At 72.1% G+C, this 26,290-nt stretch carries 20 protein-coding genes and 1 tRNA gene; 10 read left to right on the forward strand and 11 right to left on the reverse strand.

Going from position 1 to position 26,290, the window contains the following annotated elements; genetic code table 11:
* Window positions 1-112: 112 nt before the first annotated feature.
* From Sco07f_RS34140 to Sco07f_RS34170, 7 genes are all read right to left on the reverse strand, one after another.
* A complete protein-coding gene (locus Sco07f_RS34140; protein WP_108990170.1) occupies window positions 113-631 on the reverse strand; it encodes a hypothetical protein in 519 nt (172 codons plus the stop codon).
* 52 nt (window positions 632-683) lie between these two features.
* Window positions 684-1,286: an aminoacyl-tRNA hydrolase gene (gene pth, locus Sco07f_RS34145; protein ID WP_042826344.1), complete on the reverse strand. Its 603-nt coding sequence runs from the start codon at window positions 1,284-1,286 to the stop codon at window positions 684-686.
* A gap of 106 nt (window positions 1,287-1,392) precedes the next feature.
* Window positions 1,393-1,980, reverse strand: a complete 588-nt coding sequence (locus Sco07f_RS34150; RefSeq protein ID WP_007450652.1) for a 50S ribosomal protein L25/general stress protein Ctc — start codon at window positions 1,978-1,980, stop codon at window positions 1,393-1,395.
* Window positions 1,981-2,204: 224 nt separating this feature from the next.
* A complete protein-coding gene (locus Sco07f_RS34155) occupies window positions 2,205-3,179 on the reverse strand; it encodes a ribose-phosphate diphosphokinase (protein ID WP_007450650.1) in 975 nt (324 codons plus the stop codon).
* A gap of 132 nt (window positions 3,180-3,311) precedes the next feature.
* The gene (gene glmU / locus Sco07f_RS34160; protein ID WP_108990171.1) at window positions 3,312-4,760 is read right to left on the reverse strand and encodes a bifunctional UDP-N-acetylglucosamine diphosphorylase/glucosamine-1-phosphate N-acetyltransferase GlmU; all 1,449 of its coding nucleotides are present in this window, start codon (window positions 4,758-4,760) and stop codon (window positions 3,312-3,314) included.
* Between the two features lie 119 nt (window positions 4,761-4,879).
* Window positions 4,880-4,955 (reverse strand) — tRNA-Gln (locus Sco07f_RS34165).
* Window positions 4,956-4,969: 14 nt separating this feature from the next.
* On the reverse strand, window positions 4,970-5,830 hold the full coding sequence (locus Sco07f_RS34170; protein ID WP_108990172.1) for a hypothetical protein: 861 nt from the start codon (window positions 5,828-5,830) through the stop codon (window positions 4,970-4,972).
* Between the two features lie 134 nt (window positions 5,831-5,964).
* Between Sco07f_RS34170 and Sco07f_RS34175 the strand changes: the two genes are divergently transcribed.
* On the forward strand, window positions 5,965-7,284 hold the full coding sequence (locus Sco07f_RS34175; RefSeq protein WP_108990173.1) for a sensor histidine kinase: 1,320 nt from the start codon (window positions 5,965-5,967) through the stop codon (window positions 7,282-7,284).
* A gap of 66 nt (window positions 7,285-7,350) precedes the next feature.
* On the opposite strand, the gene Sco07f_RS34180 is transcribed toward Sco07f_RS34175, so the two are convergent.
* Window positions 7,351-7,848, reverse strand: coding sequence for an SUKH-3 domain-containing protein (locus Sco07f_RS34180; RefSeq protein ID WP_087790651.1), 498 nt, complete (start codon window positions 7,846-7,848; stop codon window positions 7,351-7,353).
* Between the two features lie 47 nt (window positions 7,849-7,895).
* Window positions 7,896-8,441: a YwqJ-related putative deaminase gene (locus Sco07f_RS34185; RefSeq protein ID WP_007450641.1), complete on the reverse strand. Its 546-nt coding sequence runs from the start codon at window positions 8,439-8,441 to the stop codon at window positions 7,896-7,898.
* Between the two features lie 291 nt (window positions 8,442-8,732).
* Between Sco07f_RS34185 and Sco07f_RS34190 the strand changes: the two genes are divergently transcribed.
* The 6 genes from Sco07f_RS34190 to mfd all read left to right on the forward strand — a co-directional run bounded on the left by Sco07f_RS34190 (window position 8,733) and on the right by mfd (window position 21,411).
* The gene (locus Sco07f_RS34190; RefSeq protein WP_063789726.1) at window positions 8,733-9,725 is read left to right on the forward strand and encodes an SMI1/KNR4 family protein; all 993 of its coding nucleotides are present in this window, start codon (window positions 8,733-8,735) and stop codon (window positions 9,723-9,725) included.
* A 7-nt stretch (window positions 9,726-9,732) separates the two neighbouring features.
* Window positions 9,733-12,504: an SUKH-4 family immunity protein gene (locus tag Sco07f_RS34195; RefSeq protein ID WP_108990174.1), complete on the forward strand. Its 2,772-nt coding sequence runs from the start codon at window positions 9,733-9,735 to the stop codon at window positions 12,502-12,504.
* Between the two features lie 188 nt (window positions 12,505-12,692).
* Window positions 12,693-13,583, forward strand: a complete 891-nt coding sequence (locus Sco07f_RS34200) for a coiled-coil domain-containing protein (protein WP_108990217.1) — start codon at window positions 12,693-12,695, stop codon at window positions 13,581-13,583.
* A 410-nt stretch (window positions 13,584-13,993) separates the two neighbouring features.
* Entirely contained in the window at window positions 13,994-14,782 is a 789-nt protein-coding gene (locus tag Sco07f_RS34205; protein ID WP_007450496.1) for an ABC transporter ATP-binding protein, read from the forward strand.
* The gene (locus Sco07f_RS34210) at window positions 14,779-17,346 is read left to right on the forward strand and encodes an ABC transporter permease (protein WP_054103492.1); all 2,568 of its coding nucleotides are present in this window, start codon (window positions 14,779-14,781) and stop codon (window positions 17,344-17,346) included. Before Sco07f_RS34205 ends, Sco07f_RS34210 begins: the two co-directional genes overlap by 4 nt.
* Before the next feature lie 510 nt (window positions 17,347-17,856).
* Window positions 17,857-21,411: a transcription-repair coupling factor gene (mfd, locus tag Sco07f_RS34215; RefSeq protein ID WP_108990175.1), complete on the forward strand. Its 3,555-nt coding sequence runs from the start codon at window positions 17,857-17,859 to the stop codon at window positions 21,409-21,411.
* A 93-nt stretch (window positions 21,412-21,504) separates the two neighbouring features.
* On the opposite strand, the gene Sco07f_RS34220 is transcribed toward mfd, so the two are convergent.
* Window positions 21,505-21,699 carry an antitoxin gene (locus tag Sco07f_RS34220; protein WP_007450456.1) on the reverse strand — a complete coding sequence of 65 codons (195 nt, stop codon included), beginning with the start codon at window positions 21,697-21,699 and terminating at the stop codon, window positions 21,505-21,507.
* Between the two features lie 145 nt (window positions 21,700-21,844).
* Between Sco07f_RS34220 and Sco07f_RS34225 the strand changes: the two genes are divergently transcribed.
* Window positions 21,845-22,618 (forward strand): HNH endonuclease family protein, encoded by a 774-nt coding sequence (locus Sco07f_RS34225; RefSeq protein ID WP_108990176.1) that lies wholly within the window; start codon window positions 21,845-21,847, stop codon window positions 22,616-22,618.
* A 97-nt stretch (window positions 22,619-22,715) separates the two neighbouring features.
* Here the strand turns inward: Sco07f_RS34225 and Sco07f_RS34230 are convergent, their stop codons facing one another.
* The gene (locus tag Sco07f_RS34230; RefSeq protein WP_007450455.1) at window positions 22,716-23,246 is read right to left on the reverse strand and encodes a hypothetical protein; all 531 of its coding nucleotides are present in this window, start codon (window positions 23,244-23,246) and stop codon (window positions 22,716-22,718) included.
* A gap of 216 nt (window positions 23,247-23,462) precedes the next feature.
* Between Sco07f_RS34230 and Sco07f_RS34235 the strand changes: the two genes are divergently transcribed.
* Together Sco07f_RS34235 and Sco07f_RS34240 are read left to right on the forward strand one after the other, a co-directional pair.
* Window positions 23,463-25,511, forward strand: coding sequence for an N-6 DNA methylase (locus Sco07f_RS34235; RefSeq protein WP_108990177.1), 2,049 nt, complete (start codon window positions 23,463-23,465; stop codon window positions 25,509-25,511).
* Between the two features lie 141 nt (window positions 25,512-25,652).
* Window positions 25,653-26,288 carry a hypothetical protein gene (locus tag Sco07f_RS34240; RefSeq protein WP_007450481.1) on the forward strand — a complete coding sequence of 212 codons (636 nt, stop codon included), beginning with the start codon at window positions 25,653-25,655 and terminating at the stop codon, window positions 26,286-26,288.
* Window positions 26,289-26,290 lie beyond the last annotated feature (2 nt).

Raw genomic sequence — 26,290 nt, forward strand, 5'->3', positions numbered from 1 at the left:
GGGCAGCGCGACCCGCCCCGCGCCCACCCCGACGCAGCCGCACGTGAAAACACCGGTGCCCCCGGAGCTCGTACCAGAGCCCGGGGGCACCCCCACGTCGTACGCCGAAACCTCACACCGCGAAGAACGCCGCCGTCAGCAGCGCAACCCCCACCCCCGCCATCCCCCACGCCACCCGAGTCCGCCGCAGCCCCCCGGCCACCACCACCGACGCCAGCAGCAACGCCCCACCCAACGGCACCCACGCGTACAGCATCCCCGCCGGCCCCGACCGCACCGCGTCGCCGCTCCCGGGCTTCAACACCACGCTGTACGTCCGCCCCTTCGCCACCGCGACCGAGTCCTCGATGAGCACCCGCTCCCGCGCCTGCGACCCCGCCGACACCGGCACGTACGGCCCACTGCACACCCCGTCACCGCACCGCGTCACCTCGACCGTGCCCTGCTCCCGCCCCTTGGTCAGCAGCACGTGCTGCGCCGTACCCCACGACGCCCACACCCCCGCGATCAGGATCAGCGCGGCCACCGTCCCCATCGCCGCGACCCGGCCGAACCGCAGCAGAACAGAGGAGGCGGACGACGCCTGACGGGCACGAGCGGCGGCGGCAGAGGCAGGCATGGCCGGGATCATTGGCCATACCTGCGCGCCCGGTCAACTCACCCGTGAACCATCGACGGACAAGTCAGGAGTTGTACGCGCTCTGCGCCCGCTCGAGCCCCTCGATCACCAGAGCCTCCACCGCGTCCGCCGCCCGGTCGACGAAGTAGTCCAGCTCCTTGCGCTCCGCCGACGAGAAGTCCCGCAGCACGAAGTCCGCCACCGGCATCCGCCCCGGCGGCCGCCCGATCCCGAACCGCACCCGGTGGTAGTCCGCACCAAGCGACTTCGTGATCGACTTCAGCCCGTTGTGCCCGTTGTCCCCGCCGCCCAGCTTCAGCCGCAGCACGCCGTAGTCGATGTCCAGCTCGTCGTGCACCGCCACGATGTTGCCGACCGGCACCTTGTAGAAGTCCCGCAGCACCGTCACCGGACCGCCCGACACGTTCATGAACGACATCGGCTTCGCCAGGATCACCCGCCGGTTGGCCGGCCCCGGCGGACCGATCCGCCCCTCCACCACCTGCGCCTGCGCCTTGCCGTGCCGCTTGAAACGCGCCCCCATCCGCTCCGCCAGCAGATCCGCCACCATGAAACCGACGTTGTGCCGGTTCGCGGCGTACTCGCCGCCCGGATTGCCGAGGCCGGCCACCAGCCAGGGAGCGCCCGCGTCCGTCGTCACGTCCATGTCTCCTTCGTATCCCTCGTACGAGTCCGTACCCGTCCACACATACGCGTCGGCCGCTGCCCCGCACGGGAACAGCGGCCGACCACACGATGACCGAGAGGAAGGATCAGGCCTCCGCGGCCTCGTCGTCACCCTCGGCCGGGGCCTCCTCGGCCTGCGCCGACAGAACCTGGAGCACCACGGTCTCCGGCTCGACGGCCAGCTTCACGCCGGACGGCAGCTCGATGTCCTTGGCGAGGACCGAGGCCGGCGCCTCCAGGCCCGCCACCGACACGGTGACCTGCTGCGGGATGTGCGTGGCCTCGGCCTCGACCGGCAGCGCGTCCAGGACGTACTCCAGCAGGAAGCCGCCCGGGGCCAGCTCGCCCTCGGCCTGCACCGGGATGTCGACGGTCACGGTCTCGCCGCTCTTGACCATCAGCAGGTCCACGTGCTCGAGGAAACCCTTGATCGGGTCGCGCTGCACCGACTTCGGGATCACCAGCTGGGTGCCCTTGCCGTCGATGAGCAGGTTGATCAGAACGTTCGGCGTACGCAGCGCCATCAGCAGGTCGTGACCCGGCAGCGTCACGTGCAGCGGCTCGAGACCGTGCTCGTACACCACACCGGGAACCTTGTTGTCACGACGGATACGGCGCGCGGCACCCTTGCCGAACTCGGTACGCGTCTCGACTGCGATCTTGACCTCAGGCATGGTCACTCCTCGTGGAAAACAGGAACGGACGTGGTCACCCGGCCACGAACGGCCTGCTACGAAGAGCGCGTCGATAACGGAGAGCCACACCCGCGAACACGAGTACGGCCTCCCTCGCCGAGCAACTTCAACAGTCTACTCGGAGAGGAAGGCCGTACCCAAAACGATCAACAGGCGGGACCCGGACGGGGAACGGCACCTGCAGAACGGTTACTGCACAACGCTCACTGCTCGTCGAACAGGCTCGTCACCGAACCGTCCTCGAACACCTCACGCACCGCACGCGCGATCGTCGGCGCGATCGACAGCACCGTGATCTTGTCCAGCTCCAGCTCGTTCGGCGTCGGCAGCGTGTCCGTGAACACGAACTCGCTCACCTTCGAGTTCTTCAGCCGGTCCGCCGCCGGACCCGACAGCACACCGTGCGTCGCCGTCACGATGACGTCCTCCGCACCGTGCGCGAACAGCGCGTCCGCCGCCGCACAGATCGTGCCGCCCGTGTCGATCATGTCGTCCACCAGGACGCAGATACGCCCCTTCACGTCACCCACGACCTCGTGCACCGTGACCTGGTTCGCCACGTCCTTGTCACGCCGCTTGTGCACGATCGCCAGCGGCGCACCCAGACGGTCGCACCAGCGGTCCGCCACCCGCACCCGGCCCGCGTCCGGCGACACCACCGTCAGCTTCGAACGGTCCACCTTCGCACCCACGTAGTCCGCGAGCAGCGGCAGCGCGAACAGGTGGTCCACCGGGCCGTCGAAGAAACCCTGGATCTGGTCCGTGTGCAGGTCCACCGTCAGAATCCGATCCGCACCCGCCGTCTTCATCAGGTCCGCCACCAGACGCGCCGAGATCGGTTCACGCCCACGGTGCTTCTTGTCCTGCCGCGCGTAACCGTAGAACGGCACGATGACGGTGATGGAGCGGGCCGACGCGCGCTTCAGCGCGTCGATCATGATCAGCTGCTCCATGATCCACTTGTTGATCGGAGCCGTGTGGCTCTGGATCAGGAAGCAGTCCGCACCGCGCGCCGACTCCTGATAACGCACATAGATCTCACCGTTGGCGAAGTCGAAGGCCTTCGTCGGGACGACCCCGACACCCAGCTGGTGGGCGACCTCCTCGGCAAGCTCGGGGTGTGCGCGGCCGGAGAAGAGCATCATCTTCTTCTCGCCGGTCGTCTTGATCCCGGTCACAGCACTTTCTCCTCAGAGGTTCGCAGCTGAGCGACATGGGCGCTCACCCGACTGGCCGCGGGGGCGTCTCAGCTGGTGGGGTGCGGATGTGCACTTATCACGGTACGCCGTGTTCGACGCGCCGGTTTCCGGTCAGTCTTCGCCGCCCGCCTCGCGGGACACCGCCTCGGCCGCCTTCGCCGCCGCGCTCCCCGGACGCTTCCGGGCCACCCAACCCTCGATATTCCGCTGCTGGCCCCGGGCCACGGCCAGCGAACCGGGCGGCACATCCTTCGTGATCACCGAGCCGGCAGCGGTGTAGGCACCGTCCCCGACCGTGACAGGAGCCACAAACATGTTGTCCGAACCCGTACGGCAGTGCGAGCCGATCGTCGTGTGGTGCTTGTCCTGCCCGTCGTAGTTCACGAACACACTCGCCGCACCGATGTTCGAGAAATCACCGATCGTCGCGTCACCCATGTAGGAGAGGTGCGGAACCTTCGTCCCCTCACCGATCGACGCGTTCTTCGCCTCCACGAACGTACCGATCTTCGACTTCAGACCCAGCCGCGTCCCCGGCCGCAGATACGCGTACGGACCGACGGACGCCTGCGGACCCACGTGCGCACTCACGGCGACCGTGTTGTCCACCCGCGCCCCCGCGTCCACCCGGGTGTCCGTCAGCCGCGAATTCGGCCCGACCTCGCAGCCCTCACCGAGATGCGTGGACCCGTGCAACTGCGTACCCGGGTGGACGATCGCGTCCTGCTCGAACGTCACCGTCACGTCCACCCACGTCGTCGCCGGGTCCACCACCGTCACGCCGGCCAGCATCGCCCCGGTCAGCAACCGGTCGTTGAGAATCCGGCGCGCCTCCGCCAGCTGCACCCGGTTGTTGATCCCCGCGATCTCCCGGTGATCCCCGGCCACCGACGCACCGACCCGGTGCCCCGCCTCGCGCAGGATCCCCAGCACGTCCGTGAGGTACTCCTCACCCTGACTGTTGTCCGTACGCACCTTGCCCAGCGCGTCCGCGAGCAACTGCCCGTCGAAGGCGAACACACCCGAGTTGATCTCCCGGATCGCCCGCTGCGACTCCGAGGCGTCCTTGTGCTCCACGATCGCCGTGACCGCACCCGACGCCCCGTCCCGCACGATCCGCCCGTACCCCGTGGCATCCGGCACCTCGGCCGTCAGCACGGTGACCGCGTTCCCGTCGGCGGAGTGCGTGGCGGCGAGCGCCCTGAGCGTCTCGCCGGTGAGGAGGGGAGTGTCCCCGCAGACCACCACCACGGTCCCGTCCACGGCACCGCCCAGCACCTCCAGACCGATCCGGACGGCGTGCCCGGTGCCGTTCTGCTGCTCCTGGACGGCGGTGCGCACGTCGGGGGCGACCTCGGCGAGGTGCGCGGTGACCTTCTCGCGGGCGTGCCCGACGACGGCGACCAGGTTCTCGGGGTCCAGCTCACCGGCCGCGGCGAGCACGTGCCCGACGAGGGACCGGCCGCACAGCTCGTGCAGGACCTTGGGAGTGGCCGACTTCATACGGGTGCCCTCACCCGCTGCGAGAACGACGACGGCTGCCGGGCGAATGGCGCTCACGGGATGCCCTTCGGCTGTTGAGGAGGTGGGGACATCCGCAGGATACCGGGGTGGTTTGAGGGGGACATGAGTGCGGGCCCTGACTGGATGGCCAGAGCCCGCAACAAGGCCTTGCGCAATGGCTCCCCCGCAAGGATTCGAACCTTGTCCTGCTAGATCCAAAATCTAGTGTGCTGCCGGTTACACCACGGGGGAACGTGCGTCAGACCTTACCGGAGTCGTGTGACGGCGTCAGCGACGATTCCCGTCCACCAGCCTTCGATGCGGCGGTACAGCACGGCACTTTGTCGCACGGTGAGTACGAGGCAACCGTGGTAGTCGTTGCCAGTGTTCTTGCGTACCGTCTTCGGATTGTGCCGCTTGAGCGTCGTCTTGCCGAAGGAGTTGCGGTCCGCCCGGACGACGTCTGCCCAGTAGGCCTCCGCGGACTCGATGTCGGCAGTCTCGTGGATCATCACGCGGTAGGTGATGTGCCGGCGCTCGACGTCGAGCAGGTCGAGCCATGAGAGGAAGAGGCGGATCATGTCGGCGTCGCTGTTGACGAAAGTGACTCGTTCTCGTCGCGCATGTGGTTTGTCCTTCGTGCCCTCGGCCCAGTAGAGGGCTACGCCCACCAAAAACAGGTCGCGATCGGACAAAGCACCGATTTCCGCTGCTGCGACCTCCTTGGTCCGCCGTCGCTGCTCCTCCCGCACCGCCAGCTCGTGCTCCCAGCGCTTGCGTGCGGCGAGCTTCGCCTGCTCCGTCGGGTCGCGACGTTCCGGCTTCGGCAAGTCCCGCACCCACAGCGAGATCGAGCTCTTGCTGCACCCCAGCTCCGCCTCGATCTGGTCGTACGTCCAGCCTTGGAGGCGTAGCTCCCTGGCCTTCGCGCGCAGGTCGTCCTTCGCTCGAGGGCGCTTGGTCCACTCCGGCGGTGGTTCCCCCTTCACCAGTCGGTTGAGGATGTCGTTGTTGAAGACCTTCAACTCGTCGCGGATCTGCCGAAGGCTGTAGCCGGCCCGCCGCAGCGCCACCGCCCGCTCCCGCAGCCCTTCGAAGTCCGCGTACTTGTTCTGTGAACGTGCCATGGGCATACCGTCCGGCCGGAATCTTCGGCTCCGGAGGTGAACGGTCCAGGGTTCACCAGTTCGAGGGATATCGCGTCCTATCGTTTGTCGAAAGTCACCGGAAAAGGGGCGCCCCGCGCCCGTAGGCTGGAGGCATGACCACGACGGGGGAAGACCACGCACCGGCCCGGGGAGGGCCTTGGTGGTGGGACAGGCGGCGCGGTGCAGTGCTCGATGTGAGCCTCGGTGTCGTGTCCGCGCTGGAGTGCGCGGCGGAGGGGGTTCCGTTCGCGCGGGACGCCGGGATTCCGGCGGCGACGGGGGTGCTGTTCGGGCTGCTGGCCGGTTCGGTGCTGGTGGTGCGGCGGAAGTGGCCGATCGCGGTGGTGCTGGTGGCGCTGGCCATCACGCCGGCCGAGATGGGCTTCCTGATGGGCGTCGTCGGCCTGTACACGCTGGCGGCGTCGGAGTTGCCGCGGCGGATCATCGGGGCCCTGGCGGGGATGACGTTCCTGGGGACGCTGGTCGTGACGTTCGTGCGGCTGGGGCAGGACATGGCGCGGGACGGTCTGGAGCTGGGGGACTGGTTCCTTCCGTTCGCGTCGATCGCGACGTCGCTGGGGATGACCGCGCCGCCGTTGCTGCTCGGCCTGTACGTGGGGCAGCGGCGTCGGCTGATGGAGAGTCTGCGGGAGCGGGCGGACAGTCTCGAGCGTGAGTTGCAGTTGCTCGCGGAGCGGGCGGAGGAGCGCGCGGAGTGGGCGCGTGGCGAGGAGCGGACGCGGATCGCGCGGGAGATGCACGACGTGGTGGCGCACCGGGTGAGTCTGATGGTGGTGCATGCGGCGGCGTTGCAGGCGGTGGCCCGGAAGGATCCGGAGAAGGCGGTGAAGAACGCGGCCCTGGTGGGGGACATGGGGCGGCAGGCGCTGACGGAGTTGCGGGAGATGCTCGGGGTGCTGCGCAGCGGTGGGGACGGTGCGCGTGCGGAGCGGGCGTCGGTGCCGTTGGCGGCGGTGGGGGTGGCGGCTGCGGCTGCGGCTTCGCGGGCGGCGGAGGGCGGGGAGTCGTCGTCGGAGGGGCCGTGTCTGTCGGAGCTGGACGAGTTGGTCGGGCAGTCGGAGGCGGCCGGGATGGCCGTGGATCTGTCCGTGGAGGGGGAGGTGCGGGTGTATGCGGCGGAGGTGGAGTCGACGGCGTTCCGGGTGGTGCAGGAGGCGTTGACGAACGTGCACAAGCATGCGGCGGGTGCGAAGACGTATGTGCGGCTGGCGCACCGGGTGTCGGAGATCGCGATGCAGGTGGAGAACGAGCCGCCGCCGGAGCTGTCGGGTGAGGCGTCGGCGCGGTTGCCGTCGGGGGGCAACGGGCTGGTGGGGATGAAGGAGCGGGTGGCCGCTCTGGGGGGTGTGTTCGTGTCGGGGCCGACGGATGCGGGGGGTTTCCGGGTGTCGGCGGTGATTCCGGCGTCGTAGGCGTCGTAGGTCTTGGCGGCGGCGCAGGTCTCGTAGGCATCGTAGGCCTTGTGGCCGCGCCCTGCGTCAGCCGGTGGCGGTGAGGCGGGTCGGCTGGGTGCCGGCGACGAGGGTGGCGAGGGCGGTGTCGATGGTGGGGCCGAGGTACCAGTCGCCGGTGTGGTCGAGGGCGTAGACGCGGCCTTCGGTGTCGATGGCGACGAGGGCCTGGCTGTCGGTCTCGGTGCCGAGGGGGCAGGCGTGGGTGTCGAGGGCGCGGCCGAGGTCGCCGAGGGTGCGGGCCATGTGGAGGCCGTGCAGGGGGTCGAGGTGGAGGGTCGCGGGGGCGAGCTGGCGGCCGGGTCCGGTGGGGGCGATGTGGAGGCCGCCGAATTCGGCCCAGGCCTCGACGGCGGCGGGGAAGACGGTGTGGCGGTGTCCTGCGGGTGAGGTGTGCTCGCGCAGGGTGTCGGCCCAGATCTCGGCCTGTTTGATGTCCCAGCGTCCGGGTTGCCAGCCGGCGTCGCGGAGTGCGGCGTCGACGGGGACGGGGAAGCGGGTGGTGGAGGTGCGGTCGGCTTGCATCGGCCCTTGGTTCGTCTCGGTCGGCTGGTTCGGCCCGGTCTGTGCTGTCAGCCCTTGTCCGTCGTGGGGTCGACGACGCGGACGCCGAAGTGGGCGGTGAGGGCGGTGCAGGCGCGGCAGGGGGTGGCGAAGGCGCCGTGGAGGGGGTCGCCGTCCTCGCGGATGCGGCGGGTGGTGAGTTTGGCGTGTTTGAGTGCTTTGCGGGCTTCGCCGTTGGTCATGGGTTTGCGTGCGGCGCGTTTGCTGCGTGCGGCGTCGGCGGTGGCGAGGTGCCGTGAGATGAGGATGGTCTCGGCGCAGCGTCCGGTGTAACGGTCTCGTTGGCCGCTGGTGAGGGTGTCGAGGAAGTCCTGGACGAGGTGGTGCAGGGCGGGCGGTGCGTCGGCGCGTGTCGCGGTGCCGGTGAGGGTGGTGCCGCGTACGGAGAGGGCGGCGGCGACGGTGGGGAGTATGCCGTCGCGGCGGTGCCGGAGGGTGGGGGCCTGGGCGGCGTCGGTGCTGCTCCAGCCGATGCGGGGGTCGCCGCCGCGTGGGTCGCCGCCGCGGGGGTCGTCGGACCGCCCGGTGTCGGGTCCCGTCTGTGTCGCACTCATGATCGTTTCCCCTCCTGAGCATCCCCCCGAAGGTCACAGGGTGCCAAATCCCGTGGCTGCTGCGGAAGCTGGGGCGTGGCGACACGCCCGGGTATGGGCGGTGTGTCACGGGAGGGTGACGGCTGGTCACGGAAGCGGGGTGGCGGCCGCCGGGTGCGGGGTCCGGCGCCGGTGACCCCTCTGGCCGTACCGCATAGGCTGTCGGCACCGCGATCGGACGCGGTGCCATCAGACAGTGCAGGCAGATCAGACGGATCTGGCAGCAGACAGACGCCGCAGGGGGCAACCGCCATGACGACAGGTCGGCTCGGGCAAGCAGCCGCGCCGCCGAACGCGGCCTATGCCGGGCAGGTCGTGCATTTCCCGGATCCGGTGCGTGCGGCCCGTCACCCGAGAGGGGTACGGGTGGATGCGGGTGGTTACCCCGTTTTCTCGCCGTACGCGCGTGCGGTCGCGGAGATCGCGGATCCGCCGGAGGGGTTCGGGGTCGACGAGCTGCGGCTGACGGACTACGTGTCGGCGAACGCGGCCCTGTCGGCGTCGGGGCACGAGCTGTGGGACACGGTGCCGGCGGTGGCGACGCCGCACGGCTGGACGTGGCACCACGTGGTGGGTTCGCGGCGCATGGAGCTGGTCCCGGTCGAGGTGAAGGCGCTGCTGCGGCACCACGGCGGGATCTCGACGGCGGTGGTGGACCAGGGCAAGCGCGGGACGCGGCCGTTGCAGGAGACGCGTCCGGTGCACTTCGGTCTGCCGAAGTCGGGTGTGGCCGTCACGGAGCAGCAGGTGCAGGGGGTCGAGGAGGACCTCGGGTACCGGCTCCCGGGTGCCTACCGGTCGTTCCTGAAGGCGGCGGGCGGCTGCGCGCCGGTGGGTACGGCGCTCGACGCGGAGCTGGGGCTGCTGGTGGACCAGCCGTTCTTCACGGTGCGTGAGGAGGCGGCGGTCAACGACCTGGTCTATGTCAACAAGTGTCTGCGGGACCATCTGACGAAGGACTATCTGGGCGTCGCGTTCGTCCAGGGCGGTCTGCTCGCGGTGAAGGTGAAGGGCGAGCGGATCGGTTCGGTGTGGTTCTGCGCCTACGACGACGTGCGGGACGTGGACCCGTCGTGGCCGCCGGCGGACCGCGTGGAGCGGCTGCTGCTGCCGTGCGGTGAGGACTTCGACGCGTTCCTGTCGCGCCTGGCGGGCTCGCCGCCGGAGCTGGAGACGGTGGCGAACCTGATGGTGGACGGCGGGTTCGCGCGTGCGGTGCCCGCGTCTGCGCCGGTAGGGGAGTGAGCTGACGATGGTGACGTTCGCGCAGGCGCAGGAGCGCGCGGAGGAGTGGGTCAACGGCGAGCTGCCGGCGTACCAGCACCGTGAGGTGCGGGTGCGGGAGTTCGACCTCGGGTTCGTGGTGTGGGCCGAGGACCGTGCGGACGGGCCCCGTTCGGACGGGGGTGCGCAGCGGCTGGTGATCGCCCGGGACAGTGGCGAGGCGACGCTGTGGCCCTCGTTGCCGGTGGGTGAGGTGATCCGCCGGTACGAGGAGGAGTACGGCCGTCCGGACGAGGCGGAGGTGTCGGCTCCGGCGCCCGCGGCGCGGGTGGACCTGAACCAGACGTCGTTCCTGCTGAGTCCGCCGGAGTGGTTGCAGGAGGCGGCGGACCGGATCGGCATTCCGGATCGCCGGGGTGGGGATCAGGAGGGGCAGGACGGGCCGGAGGGCGGTGGCACCGGGGGAGCCGGGGCTGTCGCCGGTGCCGGGTCCGGGTCCGGTGCCGGTGGCGGGCTGCCCGAGACGCAGGCCGGGGTGCCGTCGGCTCCGGCGGCGCCGGCGGACGCCTCGTCCGGGAGCGGTGCGGGGTGGCCGGCCGCGGGCGCGGGTGACTCGGGGGCGGGCGCGGGTGCGTCCGGTGTGCCGAGTGGTCCGGGTGCGCCGGGTGCGCCTGCCGGGGCGACGCCCTGGGCGGGGACGGACACCAACGCGGACGCCGGTGAGGACCGTTCCGTACCGCTGCCCCAGACCGTGTTCGCACCGCCGTTGAGCGGTGCCGACGACGACACGCCGCCGCCCTCCGCGACGCCGGACGCCAAGACGGCGCTGATGTCGGGCGGCAGCCAGCTTCCGCCGACGGCGCTCTCGCCGGCGATCGGCGACCCGAACGCGCCGGGCGGGCCGGGCGCGCCGGGTGGTCCGAACGCCCCGGGCGTGCCTGCCGGGGCGGACACGCCGCCGCCCGCGCCGCCGACGCCGCCCGCCGGGCAGCCGTCCGCCGGGGACATCGCCGACGCCGCGACGAGCAAGGCGGGGCCCCCGCCGCGCCGTGGCGGTGGCGCGTCGACGCCGCCTCCGCCGAGCGCGCCGGGTGTGCCGGGCGCGCGTCCGGGGAGCACGCCCGCGCCGTCGGGGACTCCGGCACCGGGTACGCCGGCGGGTGGCTACGTGCCGACGCAGCTGGTGTCGTCGCTCGGCCCCGAGGGCCCGGCCGGTCCGGGAGGTCCGGGTGGTCCGGGTGGTCCGGGTGGTCCGGGTGGTCCTGGCGGCCCGGGTACGCCTCCCCCGCCCAACGCCCCCGGTACTCCGCCCCCGCCCAACGCCCCGCAGCCTCCGGCCGGTCCGGGCGCGCCGGGTACGCCGCCTCCGCCGAGTGCGCCGAACGCGCCGGGTGGGACGCCGCCGGGCGCTGTGCACCACGCCGCGACGATGCTGGCCGACCCGGGCCGGACGGGCGGCGGCGCCCCGCCGCCTCCCGGTCCTCCCGGGGCTCCTGGTGCTCCCGCCGCTCCGGGGGCGCCCGGCGCCCCTGCCGGTGCGGGCGCGCCGCCGCCTCCCCCGTCCGTTCCCGGCGCTCCGGGTGCCGTGCCGCCGCCGCCCGGTTCCGCAGGGGGCGCGGGCGGTGCCGTGCACCACGCGGAGACCATGCTGGCGTCGCCCTCCGTGGGCGGTCCCGGCGGCGTCGGTGCGCCGCCGCCCCCGCCGCCTCCCGGCGCTCCGGGCGCTCCGGGTGCTCCGGGCGCCCCCGGTGCCGTACCGCCGCCGCCGGGGCAGCCCGTGCCGGGTCAGCCCCCGGCGTACGGCTACCCGCCGCAGCCCACCGGTCAGCCGACCGTCGGCCCCGGCTACCAGGCCGTGCTGCGCTACCGCGCGCAGGACGGTTCCGAGCAGCAGCTGATCCGGCGTTCCGCGCCGGGCACGCCGCACCCGGAGTGGCAGATGTTCCACGAGCTGCGCTCCATGAACGTGCCGCCGGACCAGGTTCTCGAGCTGCACACCGAGCTGGAGTCGTGCGAGCTGCCGGGCGCGTACTGCGCGCGGATGATCCGGGAGCAGTGGCCGCAGGCGCGGATCACGTCGATCGCGCCGTACGGGCTGGACCACGCGAGCCGGCAGCAGGGCATGCGGCAGCTGCTGGCGCACCAGGGCGAGCTGCATCAGGTGGCCGACGGGCCGGCGCGTCCGGCGCCGGTGCGCGCTCCGCTGCCGCAGGTGCAGCCGGTGCCGCCGGTTCCGCCGGAGGCCGTCGGGCAGGAGTTGGCCGGGGCCTTCGGGCCGGGTGTGTTCCGGTTCGAGCAGGCCGCGGTGTCCCGGCAGGGGGTGCCGCCGGTGGTGGCGCACACGCTGGTGGCCGCGGGCCTGCCGATGGACATGGGGCCGTTCTTCTGGGCGCAGGCCCAGCCGGGGCGGCCGGTGCCGACGCTGGCGGAGCTGGCGGCGGAGCGCGGGGTGCAGCCGGCCTCGGACGCGGGGTCGTACCTCGTCGTGGGCAGTGACTTCGGCCGGGCGATCTGTGTGCAGTACGGCACGGCGGCCATCGTGGCGGTGCCGGTGGAGGCGGGTCCGGGCGGTGCGCCCGTGCCGCCGCAGTTCGTGAACTCGGGGCTGCCGGAGTTCGCGCGTTCCCTGGCGCTGCTGGGCCGGATGTGGCGGCTCAGGTTCGGTCTGAACCAGGAGCAGGCGGGCCGCTGGACCGTCGACTTCCAGGCGCAGTTGGCCGCGCTGGACCCGGCGGCGCTCGGGTCGCCGGAGAGCTGGTGGTCGGTGCTGCTCGAGCAGATGTGGGACGGGTTGCTGTGAGGCGCTCGCGCCGCTGAGGTGCCCGACGGGCGGGGCCCGGTCGACCTGTGGGTCGGCCGGGCCCCGCCCTTTTGTGTGCGGTGTGTCGGATTATGTGGGCTTACATCCGGTCCATAAAGTCGGTCGGGTCCATGTGATGCGGCAGGTTCACCGCGAGGTGAGCACAGGGTGATGCAGGGGTGATGGGCATGAGTGGTGCATCGGCGTCTCCCCACGGCTTCGTGACCGTGCGCGGCCGCGGCCGCGGCTACCGTCCCGAGCAGGTGGAGGCGTACGCCGCCGCCCTGTCCGAGGAGCGGGACGCGGCCTGGGAGCGGGCCGCCCGTCTCACCGTGCTGGCCCGGGAGATGGAGGAGGACCTGGGGGACCTGGAGGAGGTGGTCGAGCAGCTCACCGCGCAGGACTACGAGGTGCTGGGGGAGCAGGCGCGGGATCTGTTCCGGCTGGTCGAGGCGGAGGCCGAGGCGGTGCGCGAGCGGGCGCGCGGTGCCGCGGAGGGGCTGATGGAGGACGCGCGGGCGCACGCGGCCGGGGTGCGGGAGGCGGCCCGGGCGCATGCCGACGCCGTACGCGCCGAGGCCGACGAACGGGCGCGGCAGTTGCTGCTCGCGGCGCGCGCGGAGGCCGACGAGGCGCGGATCGCGGCGCGGCGCGAGGTGAAGGCGGAGCGCGCGGAGGCGCTGTCCGCGCTGCGCGAGACGCGCAGGCGTGCCACGGGGGCGGCGGCCGAGCAGAGCGGGGAGCTGGCCGGGCGGTGGGCCGCCGCCGAGCGGGCCGAGGAGGAGCGGGCGCGGGCCCTGGACGACCGTCACGCGGAGTTGACGGCGCGGGCCGAGCAGGAGGTGCGCGAGGCGGAGCGGGAGCTGGCCGACGCCCGGGAGGCGGCCGTGCGGCGTCAGGAGGAGGCCCGGGAGCGGGCGGCCGAGGTGGTCGCCGAGGCCCGGCTGTGTCAGGAGCGCGTCGCCCGCGACACGGAACGGGTGCTGCGCGAGCACGGGGAGCGGTGGGACGAGTTGCAGGCCCAGATGGACTCCGTGCGCAGCAGCCTCAGTTCGCTGACCGGCCGCGCGGTGGAGTGACGGTCTGACGGTCCGGGCGGGGCCGGCTTGACCCTGACGTCGCGTCAGGGTGGAGGCTCGGTGCGTCTGAAGGGGGAGGGCGACCCTGAGGTCCGCTCCGCCGGAGGGTGGACTGCCCCTAGGGGTACCTCCGTACTAGGGGTCGGGGAGGGTTCGTACCGACGGAGGACGAGGCGGGGGCGGTGGCGTCCTTAGTCTGGCTTTACGCCGCTGGGGGGCGGTGAACCGGAGCCGCGGGGGTGGGGTTTTCCTCAGTAGAAGACTGCGCTGAACACCAGCGCGGTCGACCCCCGGTTCCGGCCAGACTCTTCGAGACAGCAACCGGGACGGCCACAAGGCGCATGCGCGGCGGCACGGACGTCGCGCCGGGCACCGGCGGCTCACTCGATGACCGACATAGGAGACTTGACATGACATCGGCCGTAAGTATTCCCGCACACGGGAGCACTGGAGGGCGTACGGCCGTTGCCGCGCGAGCGCGGCAGGTCGTGAAGGCATACGGGTCGGGCGAGACCCGGGTGGTCGCCCTCGACCACGTGGACGTGGACATCGCCCGCGGGCAGTTCACCGCGATCATGGGCCCTTCGGGTTCCGGCAAGTCCACGCTGATGCACTGCCTGGCCGGCCTGGACACGGTCACCGGCGGGCAGATCTACCTCGACGAGACCGAGATAACCGGCCTGAAGGACAAGAAGCTCACGCAGCTGCGCCGGGACCGGATCGGCTTCATCTTCCAGGCGTTCAACCTGCTCCCGACGCTCAACGCGATCGAGAACATCACGCTGCCCATGGACATCGCCGGCCGCAAGTACGACCGCGCGTGGCTGGACCGCGTCGTGGAGACCGTGGGCCTCGCCGGGCGGCTCAAGCACCGGCCCACCCAGCTCTCCGGCGGCCAGCAGCAGCGGGTGGCGGTGGCGCGGGCCCTGGCCGCCCAGCCCGAGATCATCTTCGGTGACGAGCCGACCGGAAACCTCGACTCGCGCGCCGGCGCCGAAGTCCTCGGCTTCCTGCGCCGCTCGGTCACCGAGCTGGGCCAGACCATCGTCATGGTCACCCACGACCCGGTCGCCGCCAGCTACGCGGACCGCGTGCTCTACCTGGCCGACGGCCGGATCGTCGACGAGATGTACCAGCCCACCGCCGAGGCCGTCCTCGACCGGATGAAGGACTTCGACGCCCGGGGGCGCACGTCATGACCGTCGTGAAGACCTCGATGCGCAACTTCCTCGCGCACAAGGGCCGCATGGCGCTCTCGGCGGTGGCGGTGCTGCTGTCGGTGGCGTTCGTGTGCGGCACCCTGGTGTTCACCGACACGATGAACACCACCTTCGACAAGCTCTTCGCCGTCACCTCGTCGGACGTGACGGTCGCCCCGAAGGACGCCGAGGCCGAGGACACCCCGCAGAACGGGGTGCCCGAGTCGCTGCCGGCGTCCACGCTGGAGAAGATCCGTTCGGCCGACGGCGTCGAGTCCGTCGAGGGCGCGGTCGTCTCGATGAACGTGACCGTCGTCAACTCCGACAACGACAACGTGGGGGCCACCAGCGGCGCCCCGACCCTCGCCGGGAACTGGACCAGGAACGACCTGCGGTCCATGGAGATCACCTCGGGCCACGCGCCGCGCGGTCCGACCGAGACGATGGTCGACTCCGACACCGCCGACAAGCACGACCTGAAGATCGGCGACGAGCTGCGCACCATCGCGCAGACCGGCGACTTCAAGGCGAAGATCGTCGGTATCGCCTCCTTCACCGTCACCAACCCCGGTGCCGCGGTCGTCTACTTCGACACCCCCACCGCACAGCGTGAACTGCTCGGCGGCCCCGACCGGTTCAGCCAGTTCAACGTCACCGCGGCCTCCGGCGTCACCGACACGCAGCTCAAGCGCAACGTCTCCGGGGCCCTGGGCGACGGCACGTTCAAGATCCAGACGGCCAAGGAGGCGTCCGACGAAGGCCGCGCGGACGTCGGCGAGTTCATGGACGTCATCAAGTACGCCATGCTCGGCTTCGCCGGGATCGCGTTCCTGGTCGGCATCTTCCTGATCATCAACACCTTCTCCATGCTGGTCGCCCAGCGCACCCGCGAGATCGGACTGATGCGGGCCATCGGCTCCTCCCGCCGGCAGGTCAACCGCTCGGTGCTGGTCGAGGCGCTCCTCCTCGGCGTCGTCGGCTCGGTCCTCGGCGTAGCGGCCGGTGTCGGTATCGCCATCGGCCTGATGAAGCTGATGTCGGCGGCGGGCATGAACCTGTCCACCGACGACCTCACCATCAAGACGGCGACCCCCGTGACCGGCCTGATCCTCGGCGTCGTCGTCACCGTCCTGGCCGCCTACCTGCCCGCCCGCCGGGCCGGGAAGATCTCCCCGATGGCAGCCCTGCGCGACGCCGGGACCCCGGCCGACGCCAAGGCCGGCCGGCTACGCGGCCTGATCGGCCTGGTGCTCACCGGCGCCGGTGCCGCCGCCCTGCTCACGGCCGCCTCCGCCGACAAGGCGAGCGACGGTTCGATGATGCTCGGCGCGGGCATCGTGCTCTCCCTCATCGGCTTCGTCGTCATCGGCCCGCTGCTGGCCGGGTTCGTGGTGCGGGTGATCAGCGCGGTGCTGCTGCGGGCCTTCGGTCCCGTGGGCCGCCTCGCCGAGCGCAACGCCCTGCGCAACCCGCGCCGCACCGGCGCCACCGGCGCCGCCCTGATGATCGGCCTCGCGCTGGTCGCCTGCCTGTCCGTCGTCGGCTCCTCCATGGTCGCCTCGGCCACCAGCGAGCTGGACAAGACGGTCGGCGCGGACTTCATCGTCCAGGGCAACCAGCGGATCGTGCCGCAGGCCGAGAAGGCCATGACCAACACCCCCGGCCTGGAGCACGTCACCCGCTACAAGGTGCTCGACGCCACGCTGACCTCGCCCGACGGCAAGACGGACGACGACGGCGTCACGGCCGCCGACCCCACCTACGCCGAGGACGTGCGCCGCGCCACGACCGAGGGCAAGCTCTCCGCCGCCTACGGCACCGACGCCATGTCGGTCGGCTCGGACTACGCCGAGAAGCACGGCGTGCACGTCGGCGACACCGTCTCCGTCGCCTTCAAGGGCGGCGAGACCGCGAAGCTCAAGGTCGCCGCGATCACCAGCGACGACGTGGCCATCGACCAGGGCGCCCGGTACATCAGCATCGAGACGATGGAGAAGTACCTGCCGGCCGAGAACGTCCCGCCGAACATGATCATGTTCGCCAAGGCGAAGGACGGCCAGGCCGACCGGGCGTACGACGCGCTGAAGAAGTCGCTGGACGCCTACCCGCAGTACCAGGTGGCCGACCAGACCGACTACAAGCAGGAGCTGAAGGACCAGATCGGCCAGCTCCTGAACATGGTCTACGGTCTGCTCGCCCTCGCGATCATCGTCGCCGTCCTCGGTGTGGTGAACACCCTGGCGCTGTCGGTGGTCGAGCGGACCCGGGAGATCGGCCTGATGCGGGCCATCGGCCTCTCCCGCCGCCAGCTGCGCCGCATGATCCGCATGGAGTCCGTGGTCATCGCCCTCTTCGGTGCCCTGCTCGGCCTCGGTCTGGGCATGGGCTGGGGCGCCACGGCCCAGAAGCTGCTCGCCCTGGAGGGCCTGAACGTCCTGGACATCCCCTGGCCGACGATCATCGGCGTCTTCATCGGCTCGGCCTTCGTGGGCCTGTTCGCCGCCCTGGTCCCGGCCTTCCGGGCAGGCCGCATGAACGTCCTGAACGCCATCGCGACGGAGTAGCTCCCGTCCCGACCGCCACCGCACACGGGGGTTGCGGGGGAGGGCCCGGCGCCGACGTCCCAGAGGGACGAAGGCGCCGGGCCTTTTGCGCCGCCGCCCGGGGCACCGCCGGCGTCCCGACCCGGGGTGCCCGTCACTCCCGGGGGCGCTGCGCCTTTCGGCGCCGGGGGGCCAGGGGCCGGGGCGCTGCCGCCTGCCGGCGCCGAGCCGTCCGGAGGAGGGGGCCGGGGGCCGGGGCGCGCCGCGTCCCCGGGTCGTCCGTCACCCCGGGCGTTCGCGTTTCAGCCCACCGAGTCGGGTGGTGGGGTGGGCACAGGCCCGGGGGTCCAGGGGGCGGAGCCCCCTGGTACGGCCACCGTGGCGCCGGCCACCGCGCACCCGGCCACGCACCCGGCGCCGTCCACAGCCCCCGACGCCCGCGCATGCGGAGACGTACGCTGGAGGCACCCCGGCCCGCGGCGCGTGTCGGGCCCGTCGTGTTGTACACCCCCCGCACGGAAAGCGCCCCGAATGAGCCTGCACGGTCTGCTCGACGCCGTAGTCAAGGACACCGCCCTCGCGGAAGCGATCGCGGCGGCCGCAGACGGCAACCGCATGCACGTCGACCTGGTCGGCCCGCCCGCGGCCCGCCCCTTCGCGATCGCGGCCCTGGCCCGCGAGACGGGCCGCCCGGTGCTGGCGGTGACGGCGACGGGACGCGAGGCGGAGGACCTGGCCGCGGCCCTGCGCTCCCTGCTCCCGCCCGAGGGCGTCGTCGAGTACCCCTCCTGGGAGACCCTCCCGCACGAGCGGCTCAGCCCCCGCAGCGACACCGTGGGCCGCCGCCTCGCCGTCCTGCGGCGCCTGGCCCACCCCCGCCCCGACGACCCCGAGACCGGCCCGGTCTCCGTCGTCGTCGCACCCGTACGTTCCGTGCTCCAGCCGCAGGTCAAGGGCCTGGGCGACCTGGAGCCGGTGGCCCTGCGCACCGGGCAGAGCGCCGACCTGGGGGAGATCGTCGAGGCCCTGGCGGCAGCGGCGTACGCGCGCGTCGAGCTGGTGGAGAAGCGCGGCGAGTTCGCCGTGCGCGGCGGCATCCTGGACGTGTTCCCGCCGACCGAGGAGCACCCGCTCCGGGTCGAGTTCTGGGGCGACGACGTCGAGGAGATCCGTTATTTCAAGGTCGCCGACCAGCGCTCCCTCGAGGTCGCCGAGCACGGCGTGTGGGCGCCGCCCTGCCGTGAGCTGCTGCTGACGCCGGACGTGCGCGAGCGGGCCGCCGCCCTCGCCGAGGACCACCCGGAGCTGGGCGAACTGCTCGGGAAGATCGCCGAGGGCATCGCGGTGGAGGGCATGGAGTCGCTGGCCCCCGTCCTCGTCGACGATATGGAGCTGCTCCTGGACGTGCTGCCCAAGGGCTCGATGTCCGTGGTCTGCGACCCGGAGCGGGTGCGGACCCGGGCCGCCGACCTGGTGGCGACGTCGCAGGAGTTCCTCCAGGCGTCCTGGGCCGCCACCGCCGGCGGCGGCGAGGCGCCGATCGACGTGAACGCGGCCTCCCTGTGGTCCATCGCGGACGTCCGGGAGCGGGCCCGCGAGCTGGACATGATGTGGTGGTCGGTCTCCCCCTTCGCCGCCGACGAGACGCTGACGTCCGACGCCGGCGCGGAGGGCGACCCGGACACCCTCAAGCTCGGCATGCACGCCCCCGACACCTACCGCGGCGACACCGCCAGGGCACTGGCCGACACCAAGGGCTGGCTCGCCGACGGCTGGCGCGCGGTCTACCTCACCGAGGGCCACGGCCCCGCGTCCCGCACCGTCGAGGTCCTCGGCGGCGAGGGCATCGCCGCCCGCCTCGACCAGGACCTCGGCACGCTCAGCCCCTCGGTCGTGCACGTCTCCTGCAGTTCGCTCGACCACGGCTTCGTCGACCAGGCCCTCAAGCTCGCCGTGCTCACCGAGACCGACCTGACCGGGCAGAAGGCCGCAGGACGCGAGGGCGCCCGGATGCCCGCCCGGCGCCGCAAGACCATCGACCCGCTCACCCTGGAGGCGGGCGACTACATCGTCCACGAGCAGCACGGCGTGGGCCGCTACATCGAGATGGTGCAGCGCACCGTCCAGGGCGCCACCCGCGAGTACCTGGTCGTGGAGTACGCCCCCGCCAAGCGCGGCCAGCCCGGCGACCGGCTGTACATCCCCACCGACCAGTTGGAGCAGATCACCAAGTACGTGGGCGGCGAGGCCCCCACCCTGCACCGGCTCGGCGGCGCCGACTGGACCAAGACCAAGGCCCGCGCGAAGAAGGCGGTCAAGGAGATCGCCGCCGACCTGATCAAGCTCTACAGCGCGCGGATGGCGGCGCCCGGTCACGCGTTCGGCGCGGACACCCCGTGGCAGCGCGAGCTGGAGGACGCCTTCCCCTACGCGGAGACGCCGGACCAGCTCACCACCATCGCCGAGGTCAAGGACGACATGGAGAAGACGGTCCCCATGGACCGCCTGATCTGCGGCGACGTCGGCTACGGCAAGACCGAGATCGCGGTCCGCGCCGCCTTCAAGGCCGTCCAGGACGGCAAGCAGGTCGCCGTCCTCGTGCCCACGACACTCCTGGTGCAGCAGCACTTCGGCACGTTCGGCGAGCGCTACGCCCAGTTCCCGGTGAACGTGAAGGCGCTCTCCCGCTTCCAGACGGACACCGAGTCCAAGGCGACCCTGGAGGGCCTGCGCGAGGGCTCCGTGGACATCGTCATCGGCACCCACCGCCTGTTCTCCTCGGAGACCAAGTTCAAGGACCTGGGCCTGGTCATCGTCGACGAGGAGCAGCGCTTCGGCGTCGAGCACAAGGAGCAGCTGAAGAAGCTGCGCGCCAACGTCGACGTGCTGACCATGTCCGCCACCCCCATCCCGCGCACCCTGGAGATGGCGGTCACCGGCATCCGCGAGATGTCCACGATCACCACCCCGCCGGAGGAGCGCCACCCGGTGCTGACCTTCGTCGGCCCCTACGAGCACAAGCAGATCGGCGCCGCCATCCGCCGCGAGCTGCTGCGCGAGGGCCAGGTCTTCTACATCCACAACCGCGTCGAGTCCATCGACCGGGCGGCGGCCAAGCTCCGCGAGATCGTCCCCGAGGCGCGCATCGCCACCGCCCACGGCCAGATGTCGGAGCAGGCCCTGGAGCAGGTCGTCGTCGACTTCTGGGAGAAGAAGTTCGACGTGCTGGTCTCCACGACCATCGTCGAGTCCGGCATCGACATCTCCAACGCCAACACCCTCATCGTCGAGCGCGGCGACAACTTCGGCCTCAGCCAGCTCCACCAGCTGCGCGGCCGCGTCGGCCGCGGCCGCGAGCGCGGTTACGCCTACTTCCTCTACCCGCCGGAGAAGCCGCTGACGGAGACCGCGCACGAGCGGCTCGCCACCATCGCCCAGCACACCGAGATGGGCGCGGGCATGTACGTGGCGATGAAGGACCTGGAGATCCGCGGCGCGGGCAACCTGCTCGGCGGCGAGCAGTCCGGCCACATCGCCGGTGTCGGCTTCGACCTGTACGTGCGGATGGTCGGCGAGGCCGTCGCCGACTACCGGGCCTCCCTGGAGGGCGGGGTCGAGGAGGAGCCGCCGCTCGAGGTCAAGATCGAGCTGCCCGTCGACGCGCACGTCCCGCACGACTACGCCCCCGGCGAGCGGCTGCGCCTCCAGGCGTACCGGTCCATCGCCTCCGCCAACAGCGAGGAGGACATCAAGGCCGTACGGGAGGAACTCGTCGACCGCTACGGCAAGTTGCCGGAGCCGGTGGAGAACCTGCTGCTGGTCGCGGGCCTGCGGATGCTCGCGCGGGCGTGCGCCGTCGGCGAGATCGTGCTCCAGGGCAACAACATCCGCTTCGCGCCGGTGGAGTTGCGCGAGTCCCAGGAGCTGAGGCTCAAGCGGCTCTACCCCGGCAGCGTCATCAAGGCGGGCACCCACCAGGTGCTCGTACCGCGCCCGAAGACCGCGAAGGTGGGCGGCAAGCCGCTGGTCGGGCGGGAGCTGCTGGGCTGGGTGGGCGAGTTCCTGACCTCGATCCTGGGGTCGTAGCGGCCGCGCAGGTCCGTCGCGACCGTTGACGAAGCCGTCCACGGGAGAGTCGCCGTGGACGGCTTCGACGTATCCGGGTTACGGGAAGCGGTGCTACTGCTCCCGGCCGCCGCCCTGGTCGCGTCCGAAGCCGAGCTTGCCCTCGGCCTGCTGCTGCGCGGCGTCGACCTGCTTCTCGTACTTGCCGCCGGTCCGCTGGTTGACCTGGCGTTCGGCGGCGTCGGACATCTTCCTGGACTTGTCCTTGTCCTTGCCGGCCATGCTCTTCATCTTGTCGAGGATGCCCATGCAGAGCTCCTTCCGAGACGTGACTCACTGTCGACCGTACGACAGATATGTCCCGTGTGCCCATTAACGTCCTTCTAAGGCCTCCTGCGCCCCGGACCACTCCCTCGCTACGGTTGTGGTCGCGGACGGCAAGGGGAGGGCGCGTATGAGGCGGCACAGCGGGATCCGTACCGGATGGGCCGCCGGAGCGGTCCTCGCCCTGGCTCTGGTGACCGGCTGCGAAGGCCTGGAGGCGGACGGCGATACCCCCGCCTCGGGCGGCGGCGCCGCGGCCCCCGCCGCGGGCCGTGCCGTCAGCCCGCTGAAGAATCCGGACGGGACCGAACCGGGACTCGCCCCGGTGACGGGCGACGGTCCGCGGGCCGAGGCCCGCAAGCTGATCGACGGCCTCACGACCAAGGGGCGCGGCCCCAGGACGGGGTACGACCGCGACGAGTTCGGCTACGCGTGGATGGACACGGCGGACGGAGTGCCGCTGGCGAGGAACGGCTGCGACACGCGGAACGACCTGCTGAAGCGCGACGGCCAGAAGGTGCGCTTCCGGTCCGGCTCCGACTGCGTGGTCATCGCGATGACGCTGGACGACCCGTACACCGGGTCGAGCATCGAGTGGCGCAAGCAGAAGGCGAGCGAGGTGCAGATCGATCACGTCGTGCCGCTGTCGTACAGCTGGCAGATGGGCTCCTCGCGATGGCCGGAGAACAAACGCGAGCAACTGGCCAACGACCCGCTGAACCTGCTCCCCGTCGAGGGCCGTGCCAACTCCGCCAAGAGCGACTCCGGCCCGGCCTCCTGGCTGCCGCCCAGCAAGGCGGTCCGCTGCGCGTACGCGGTGCGGTTCGCGCAGGTCGCCGTCAAGTACGAGCTGGCGGTGACGAAGGCGGACAAGGCGATGATGTCCGAGCAGTGCCGGGGCTGACGGAGCAGTGCCGGAGCTGACGGAGCAGTGCCCGGGCTGACGGCGGGCCGGGGCGCGGGAGCGCCCCCCTTTCCCCCGGGGCGCGGCCGGCCGGGCGTCAGAACTGGCCGTTGCCGAGCAGCTCGCCGTCGGCGTCGTAGACGGTGACGAGGCCGTTCTCGCTGTCCTTCCAGTCGGCGAACGCGGAGGCGATGAGCTTGGCCGGGCCCGAGCCCTCACCCATGAAGCCGCCGGTGAAGTCGGTGTAGACGTCGGCGGCGTCGAGGATGTCGTTCTGCTCGTCGGCGCCCTGCACCTTGGTGACGTGGGAGACGGCGTCCTTCTCGTTGGGTGAGCCGTTCTTCTGCACGAACGCCTTGAACTGCTCGGCCTGGGACGCCTTCTCGACGGCCTTGTCCTCGGCGGGCTTCGCGTCGGCGGCGCCGCCCGGCTTCTCGCCGCCCTTCTCGTCGCCCTTCTCGGAGCCACCCTTGTCCTTGGCACCGCCGTCCGCGTTCTCGCCCGCGCTCGCCGAGGTCCGGCTGTCGCTCTTGCCGTCGCCCTCCCCGTCACCCGAGTTCGCCGACATCGCGCCGATGACGGCGATCCCCACGACGGCACCCAGCGCGATCTTGGTCTTCATCCCCATGATGTCGGTCCTCTCCCCAGAGACAGATCGGTTGTCGACCGTGAACCGGAACCCGTTTGCCGGGCCGGTCCGCGGTTCGGTGCGTCAATAAGAGCAGAGCTTGTGAACCGAGTCAACATGGTTCACAAGGGTGTGGCAGTACACGACGTGAATCGGGGTCCGCCCATGTTCATCGGTAGGATCGGCGTCACACGACCAGGACGAGGGGGCCCGAGCGTGCAGGACAACGGGACAGAGGTGACCGCCGCCGGTATCGCGCGGCTCGCCGGCGTCGGCCGGGCCGCCGTCAGCAACTGGCGCCGCCGGCACGCGGACTTCCCCAGACCCGTCGGCGGCACCGAGACCAGCCCGTCCTTCGCCCTCGCCGACATCGAGGCATGGCTGCGCGCCCAGGGCAAACTCGCCGAGGTCCCCCCGCGCGAACGCGTCTGGCAGCAACTCGTCGGCCACCCCGAGGGACCGGTCACCGCCCTCACGCACGCCGGCTGCGTCCTCCTGCTCGTCCACGAGCGCCCGAACCTGTGGCTGGACGCGAGCGCCGGCTCCGACGAACGCCTCGCCGCCATGCTGCCCGCCGCCCTCGACCAGGTGCTCGACGCCCGCTTCGGCCCCGGCCCCGAGCGCACCGTCGCCACCCCGATCGGCCCCCGGCTGCTCCCCTCCGCACCGCTCCTGCGCGGCGCCGCCGAACTCGCCGCCGGACCGGGCGCCCGCAAGGCGTACGAGTTCCTGCTCGGCCGGCATCTCGACGCCAACCCGCGGCAGTACACGCTCACCCCGGAACCTCTGGCCGAGCTGATGGCCGAACTCGCCGGCCCCGCCCGCACGGTTCTCGACCCCGCCTGCGGCACCGGCACCCTGCTCCGGGCCGCCGCCGGCACCGCCACCGCCACCCGCCCCGGACAGGAGCTGTACGGCCAGGACAGCGACCCCGCGCCGGCCGCCCTCACCGCGCTGCGCCTCGCCCTGAGCACGGACGCCACCGTGCGGGTCGCCGCCGGGGACAGCCTGCGCGCCGACGCCCGCACCGCCCTGCGCGCCGACGCCGCCCTGTGCCACCCCCCGTTCAACGAGCGCAACTGGGGCCACGACGAACTCGCCTACGACGCCCGCTGGGAGTACGGCTTCCCGGCCCGCACCGAGTCCGAACTGGCCTGGGTGCAGCACGCCCTGGCCCGTGTCAGGGACGGCGGCACCGTCGTCGTCCTCATGCCTCCCGCCGCCGCCTCCCGCCGCTCCGGCCGCCGTGTCCGCGCCGACCTGCTGCGCCGGGGCGCCCTGCGCGCCGTGATCGCCCTGCCGGTCGGCGCGGCACCCCCGTACAACATCCCCCTGCACCTGTGGGTGCTGCGCCGGCCCGAGCGGGCGCCCGCGCAGCCCGAGGTGCTGCTCGCCGACGCGGGGCAGTTCGCCGGGGAGGGCCGCGGCGGACCGGACTGGCGGTCCGTGCGGGACGCCGTGCTCGACGCCTGGGGGACCTACGACCGCACCGGCCGGCTCGACGACCGGCCGGGCCTCGCCCGGTGCCTGCCCGTCATCGAACTCCTCGACGACGACGTCGACCTGGCCCCCGCCCGCCACCTGCCGCCCCCCACCGCCACCGGCGGCACCGGACGGCTCACGGACGTGCGCGAACGCCTGGACGAGACCCTGCGCCTGACCGCGGAACTGACCCCCGCGGCCCCCGGCACCGGACGCGCCGCGCCCCGCCGCCCGCTCACCACCGTCGGCGAACTCGCCCGCGCGGGCGCCCTGACCCTGCGCACCGGCACCAACGGCGGCCACGCGCGCGTGCCCGTCCTCACCGACCACGACGTCCTCACCGGCACCGGCCCCTCCGGCACCCTCCCGGAGAGCGACGAGGAACCCGTGCTGACCGAACCCGGCGACGTCGTCGTGCCCGTCCTCGGCGGCGGCACGGTCGCCCGCGTGATCGACGACGCGACCGCCGGCGCCGCCCTGGGGCGCAGCCTCGTGCTCCTGCGCCCCGACCCCGCCGCCCTCGACCCCTGGTTCCTCGCCGGGTTCCTGCGCGGCACCGCCAACCACCGGCAGGCCAGCAGCTACGCCTCCACCGCCACCCGCCTCGACGTACGCCGCCTCCAACTGCCCCGCCTCCCCCTCGAGGCCCAGCGCGGCTACGGCGACCGCTTCCGCGCCCTCGACGAGTTCGAACGCGCGCTGCGCCTCGCGGGCCGCCTGGGGGAGCAGCTGGTGCGGGGCATGTACGACGGGCTCACGGACGGCACGGTGGCTCCCGACTGAGCGGTCCGCACGGGCCGGGCGACCGGGACGGCAACGGCTCGGTACAACCCCGGGCCGCTTGTCCGTGTCGCCCTATACGCTCGACTCCGCACCGGACGACACCCGGTGCGCGTCCGTCTCTTCAGGTCCCCGGGAGAAGTCATGCACGGCCACGGCTACGCGCCGCCACCGCCGCCGCGCCGGCCCGCCACCGCGGTGCTGGTCCTGCTGCGCGTCTTCTTCGTGGCCCTGGCCCTGCTGAGCCTCGGATTCCTCGCCTGGATCCCGACCCTGTACGCGGCCGTCGTGACCCGCCGACCGCGTCACTGGTGGGCCTTCGCGGTCTCGGTCGTCCTCCTGGTGGTCAGCTTCTGCTTCATGGCCACCGACGACACCGACGACTTCAGCACCCCGGCCGGCACCGCCGGCATGATCATCCTGCTGCTCAACGCCTGCGCCTGCGCCGGGTACTTCCTGTACGCGGACATCACCCACCACCGTCGGCCGCCCCGCCCTGGCCACATACCCCCGATGCCACTGCCCGGGGCGCCCGGCTACGGACACCCGCAGCCCGGACACCCGCAGCCCGGGCACCCGCAGCCCGGATACCCCTACGCCCCGGCACCCGCCGCCGCGCAGACGCCCGCACCGCCGTACCAGGCCCCACCGCCGCAGCACCAGCCCGCCCCCGCCCGCATCGACCAGGTCCGCGCCGAACTCGACGAGCTCAGCGACTACCTGCGCCACCACGACGGCGGCGGCCACGACGGCCGCGGCCACGACCAGGGCGGAAGGTGACC

The organism is Streptomyces coelicoflavus, from assembly GCF_003112555.1.
Lineage (GTDB): Bacteria > Actinomycetota > Actinomycetes > Streptomycetales > Streptomycetaceae > Streptomyces > Streptomyces coelicoflavus.

Coding starts and splice junctions, on each gene's coding strand:
- Sco07f_RS34140 (WP_108990170.1), bottom strand. CDS start 631: ATGATCCCGGCCATGCCTGCCTCTGCCGCCGCCGCTCGTGCCCGTCAG.
- pth (WP_042826344.1), bottom strand. CDS start 1,286: ATGGACGTGACGACGGACGCGGGCGCTCCCTGGCTGGTGGCCGGCCTC.
- Sco07f_RS34150 (WP_007450652.1), bottom strand. CDS start 1,980: ATGCCTGAGGTCAAGATCGCAGTCGAGACGCGTACCGAGTTCGGCAAG.
- Sco07f_RS34170 (WP_108990172.1), bottom strand. CDS start 5,830: ATGGCACGTTCACAGAACAAGTACGCGGACTTCGAAGGGCTGCGGGAG.
- Sco07f_RS34175 (WP_108990173.1), top strand. CDS start 5,965: ATGACCACGACGGGGGAAGACCACGCACCGGCCCGGGGAGGGCCTTGG.
- Sco07f_RS34180 (WP_087790651.1), bottom strand. CDS start 7,848: ATGCAAGCCGACCGCACCTCCACCACCCGCTTCCCCGTCCCCGTCGAC.
- Sco07f_RS34185 (WP_007450641.1), bottom strand. CDS start 8,441: ATGAGTGCGACACAGACGGGACCCGACACCGGGCGGTCCGACGACCCC.
- Sco07f_RS34190 (WP_063789726.1), top strand. CDS start 8,733: ATGACGACAGGTCGGCTCGGGCAAGCAGCCGCGCCGCCGAACGCGGCC.
- Sco07f_RS34195 (WP_108990174.1), top strand. CDS start 9,733: ATGGTGACGTTCGCGCAGGCGCAGGAGCGCGCGGAGGAGTGGGTCAAC.
- Sco07f_RS34200 (WP_108990217.1), top strand. CDS start 12,693: ATGAGTGGTGCATCGGCGTCTCCCCACGGCTTCGTGACCGTGCGCGGC.
- Sco07f_RS34205 (WP_007450496.1), top strand. CDS start 13,994: ATGACATCGGCCGTAAGTATTCCCGCACACGGGAGCACTGGAGGGCGT.
- Sco07f_RS34210 (WP_054103492.1), top strand. CDS start 14,779: ATGACCGTCGTGAAGACCTCGATGCGCAACTTCCTCGCGCACAAGGGC.
- mfd (WP_108990175.1), top strand. CDS start 17,857: ATGAGCCTGCACGGTCTGCTCGACGCCGTAGTCAAGGACACCGCCCTC.
- Sco07f_RS34220 (WP_007450456.1), bottom strand. CDS start 21,699: ATGGGCATCCTCGACAAGATGAAGAGCATGGCCGGCAAGGACAAGGAC.
- Sco07f_RS34225 (WP_108990176.1), top strand. CDS start 21,845: ATGAGGCGGCACAGCGGGATCCGTACCGGATGGGCCGCCGGAGCGGTC.
- Sco07f_RS34230 (WP_007450455.1), bottom strand. CDS start 23,246: ATGGGGATGAAGACCAAGATCGCGCTGGGTGCCGTCGTGGGGATCGCC.
- Sco07f_RS34240 (WP_007450481.1), top strand. CDS start 25,653: ATGCACGGCCACGGCTACGCGCCGCCACCGCCGCCGCGCCGGCCCGCC.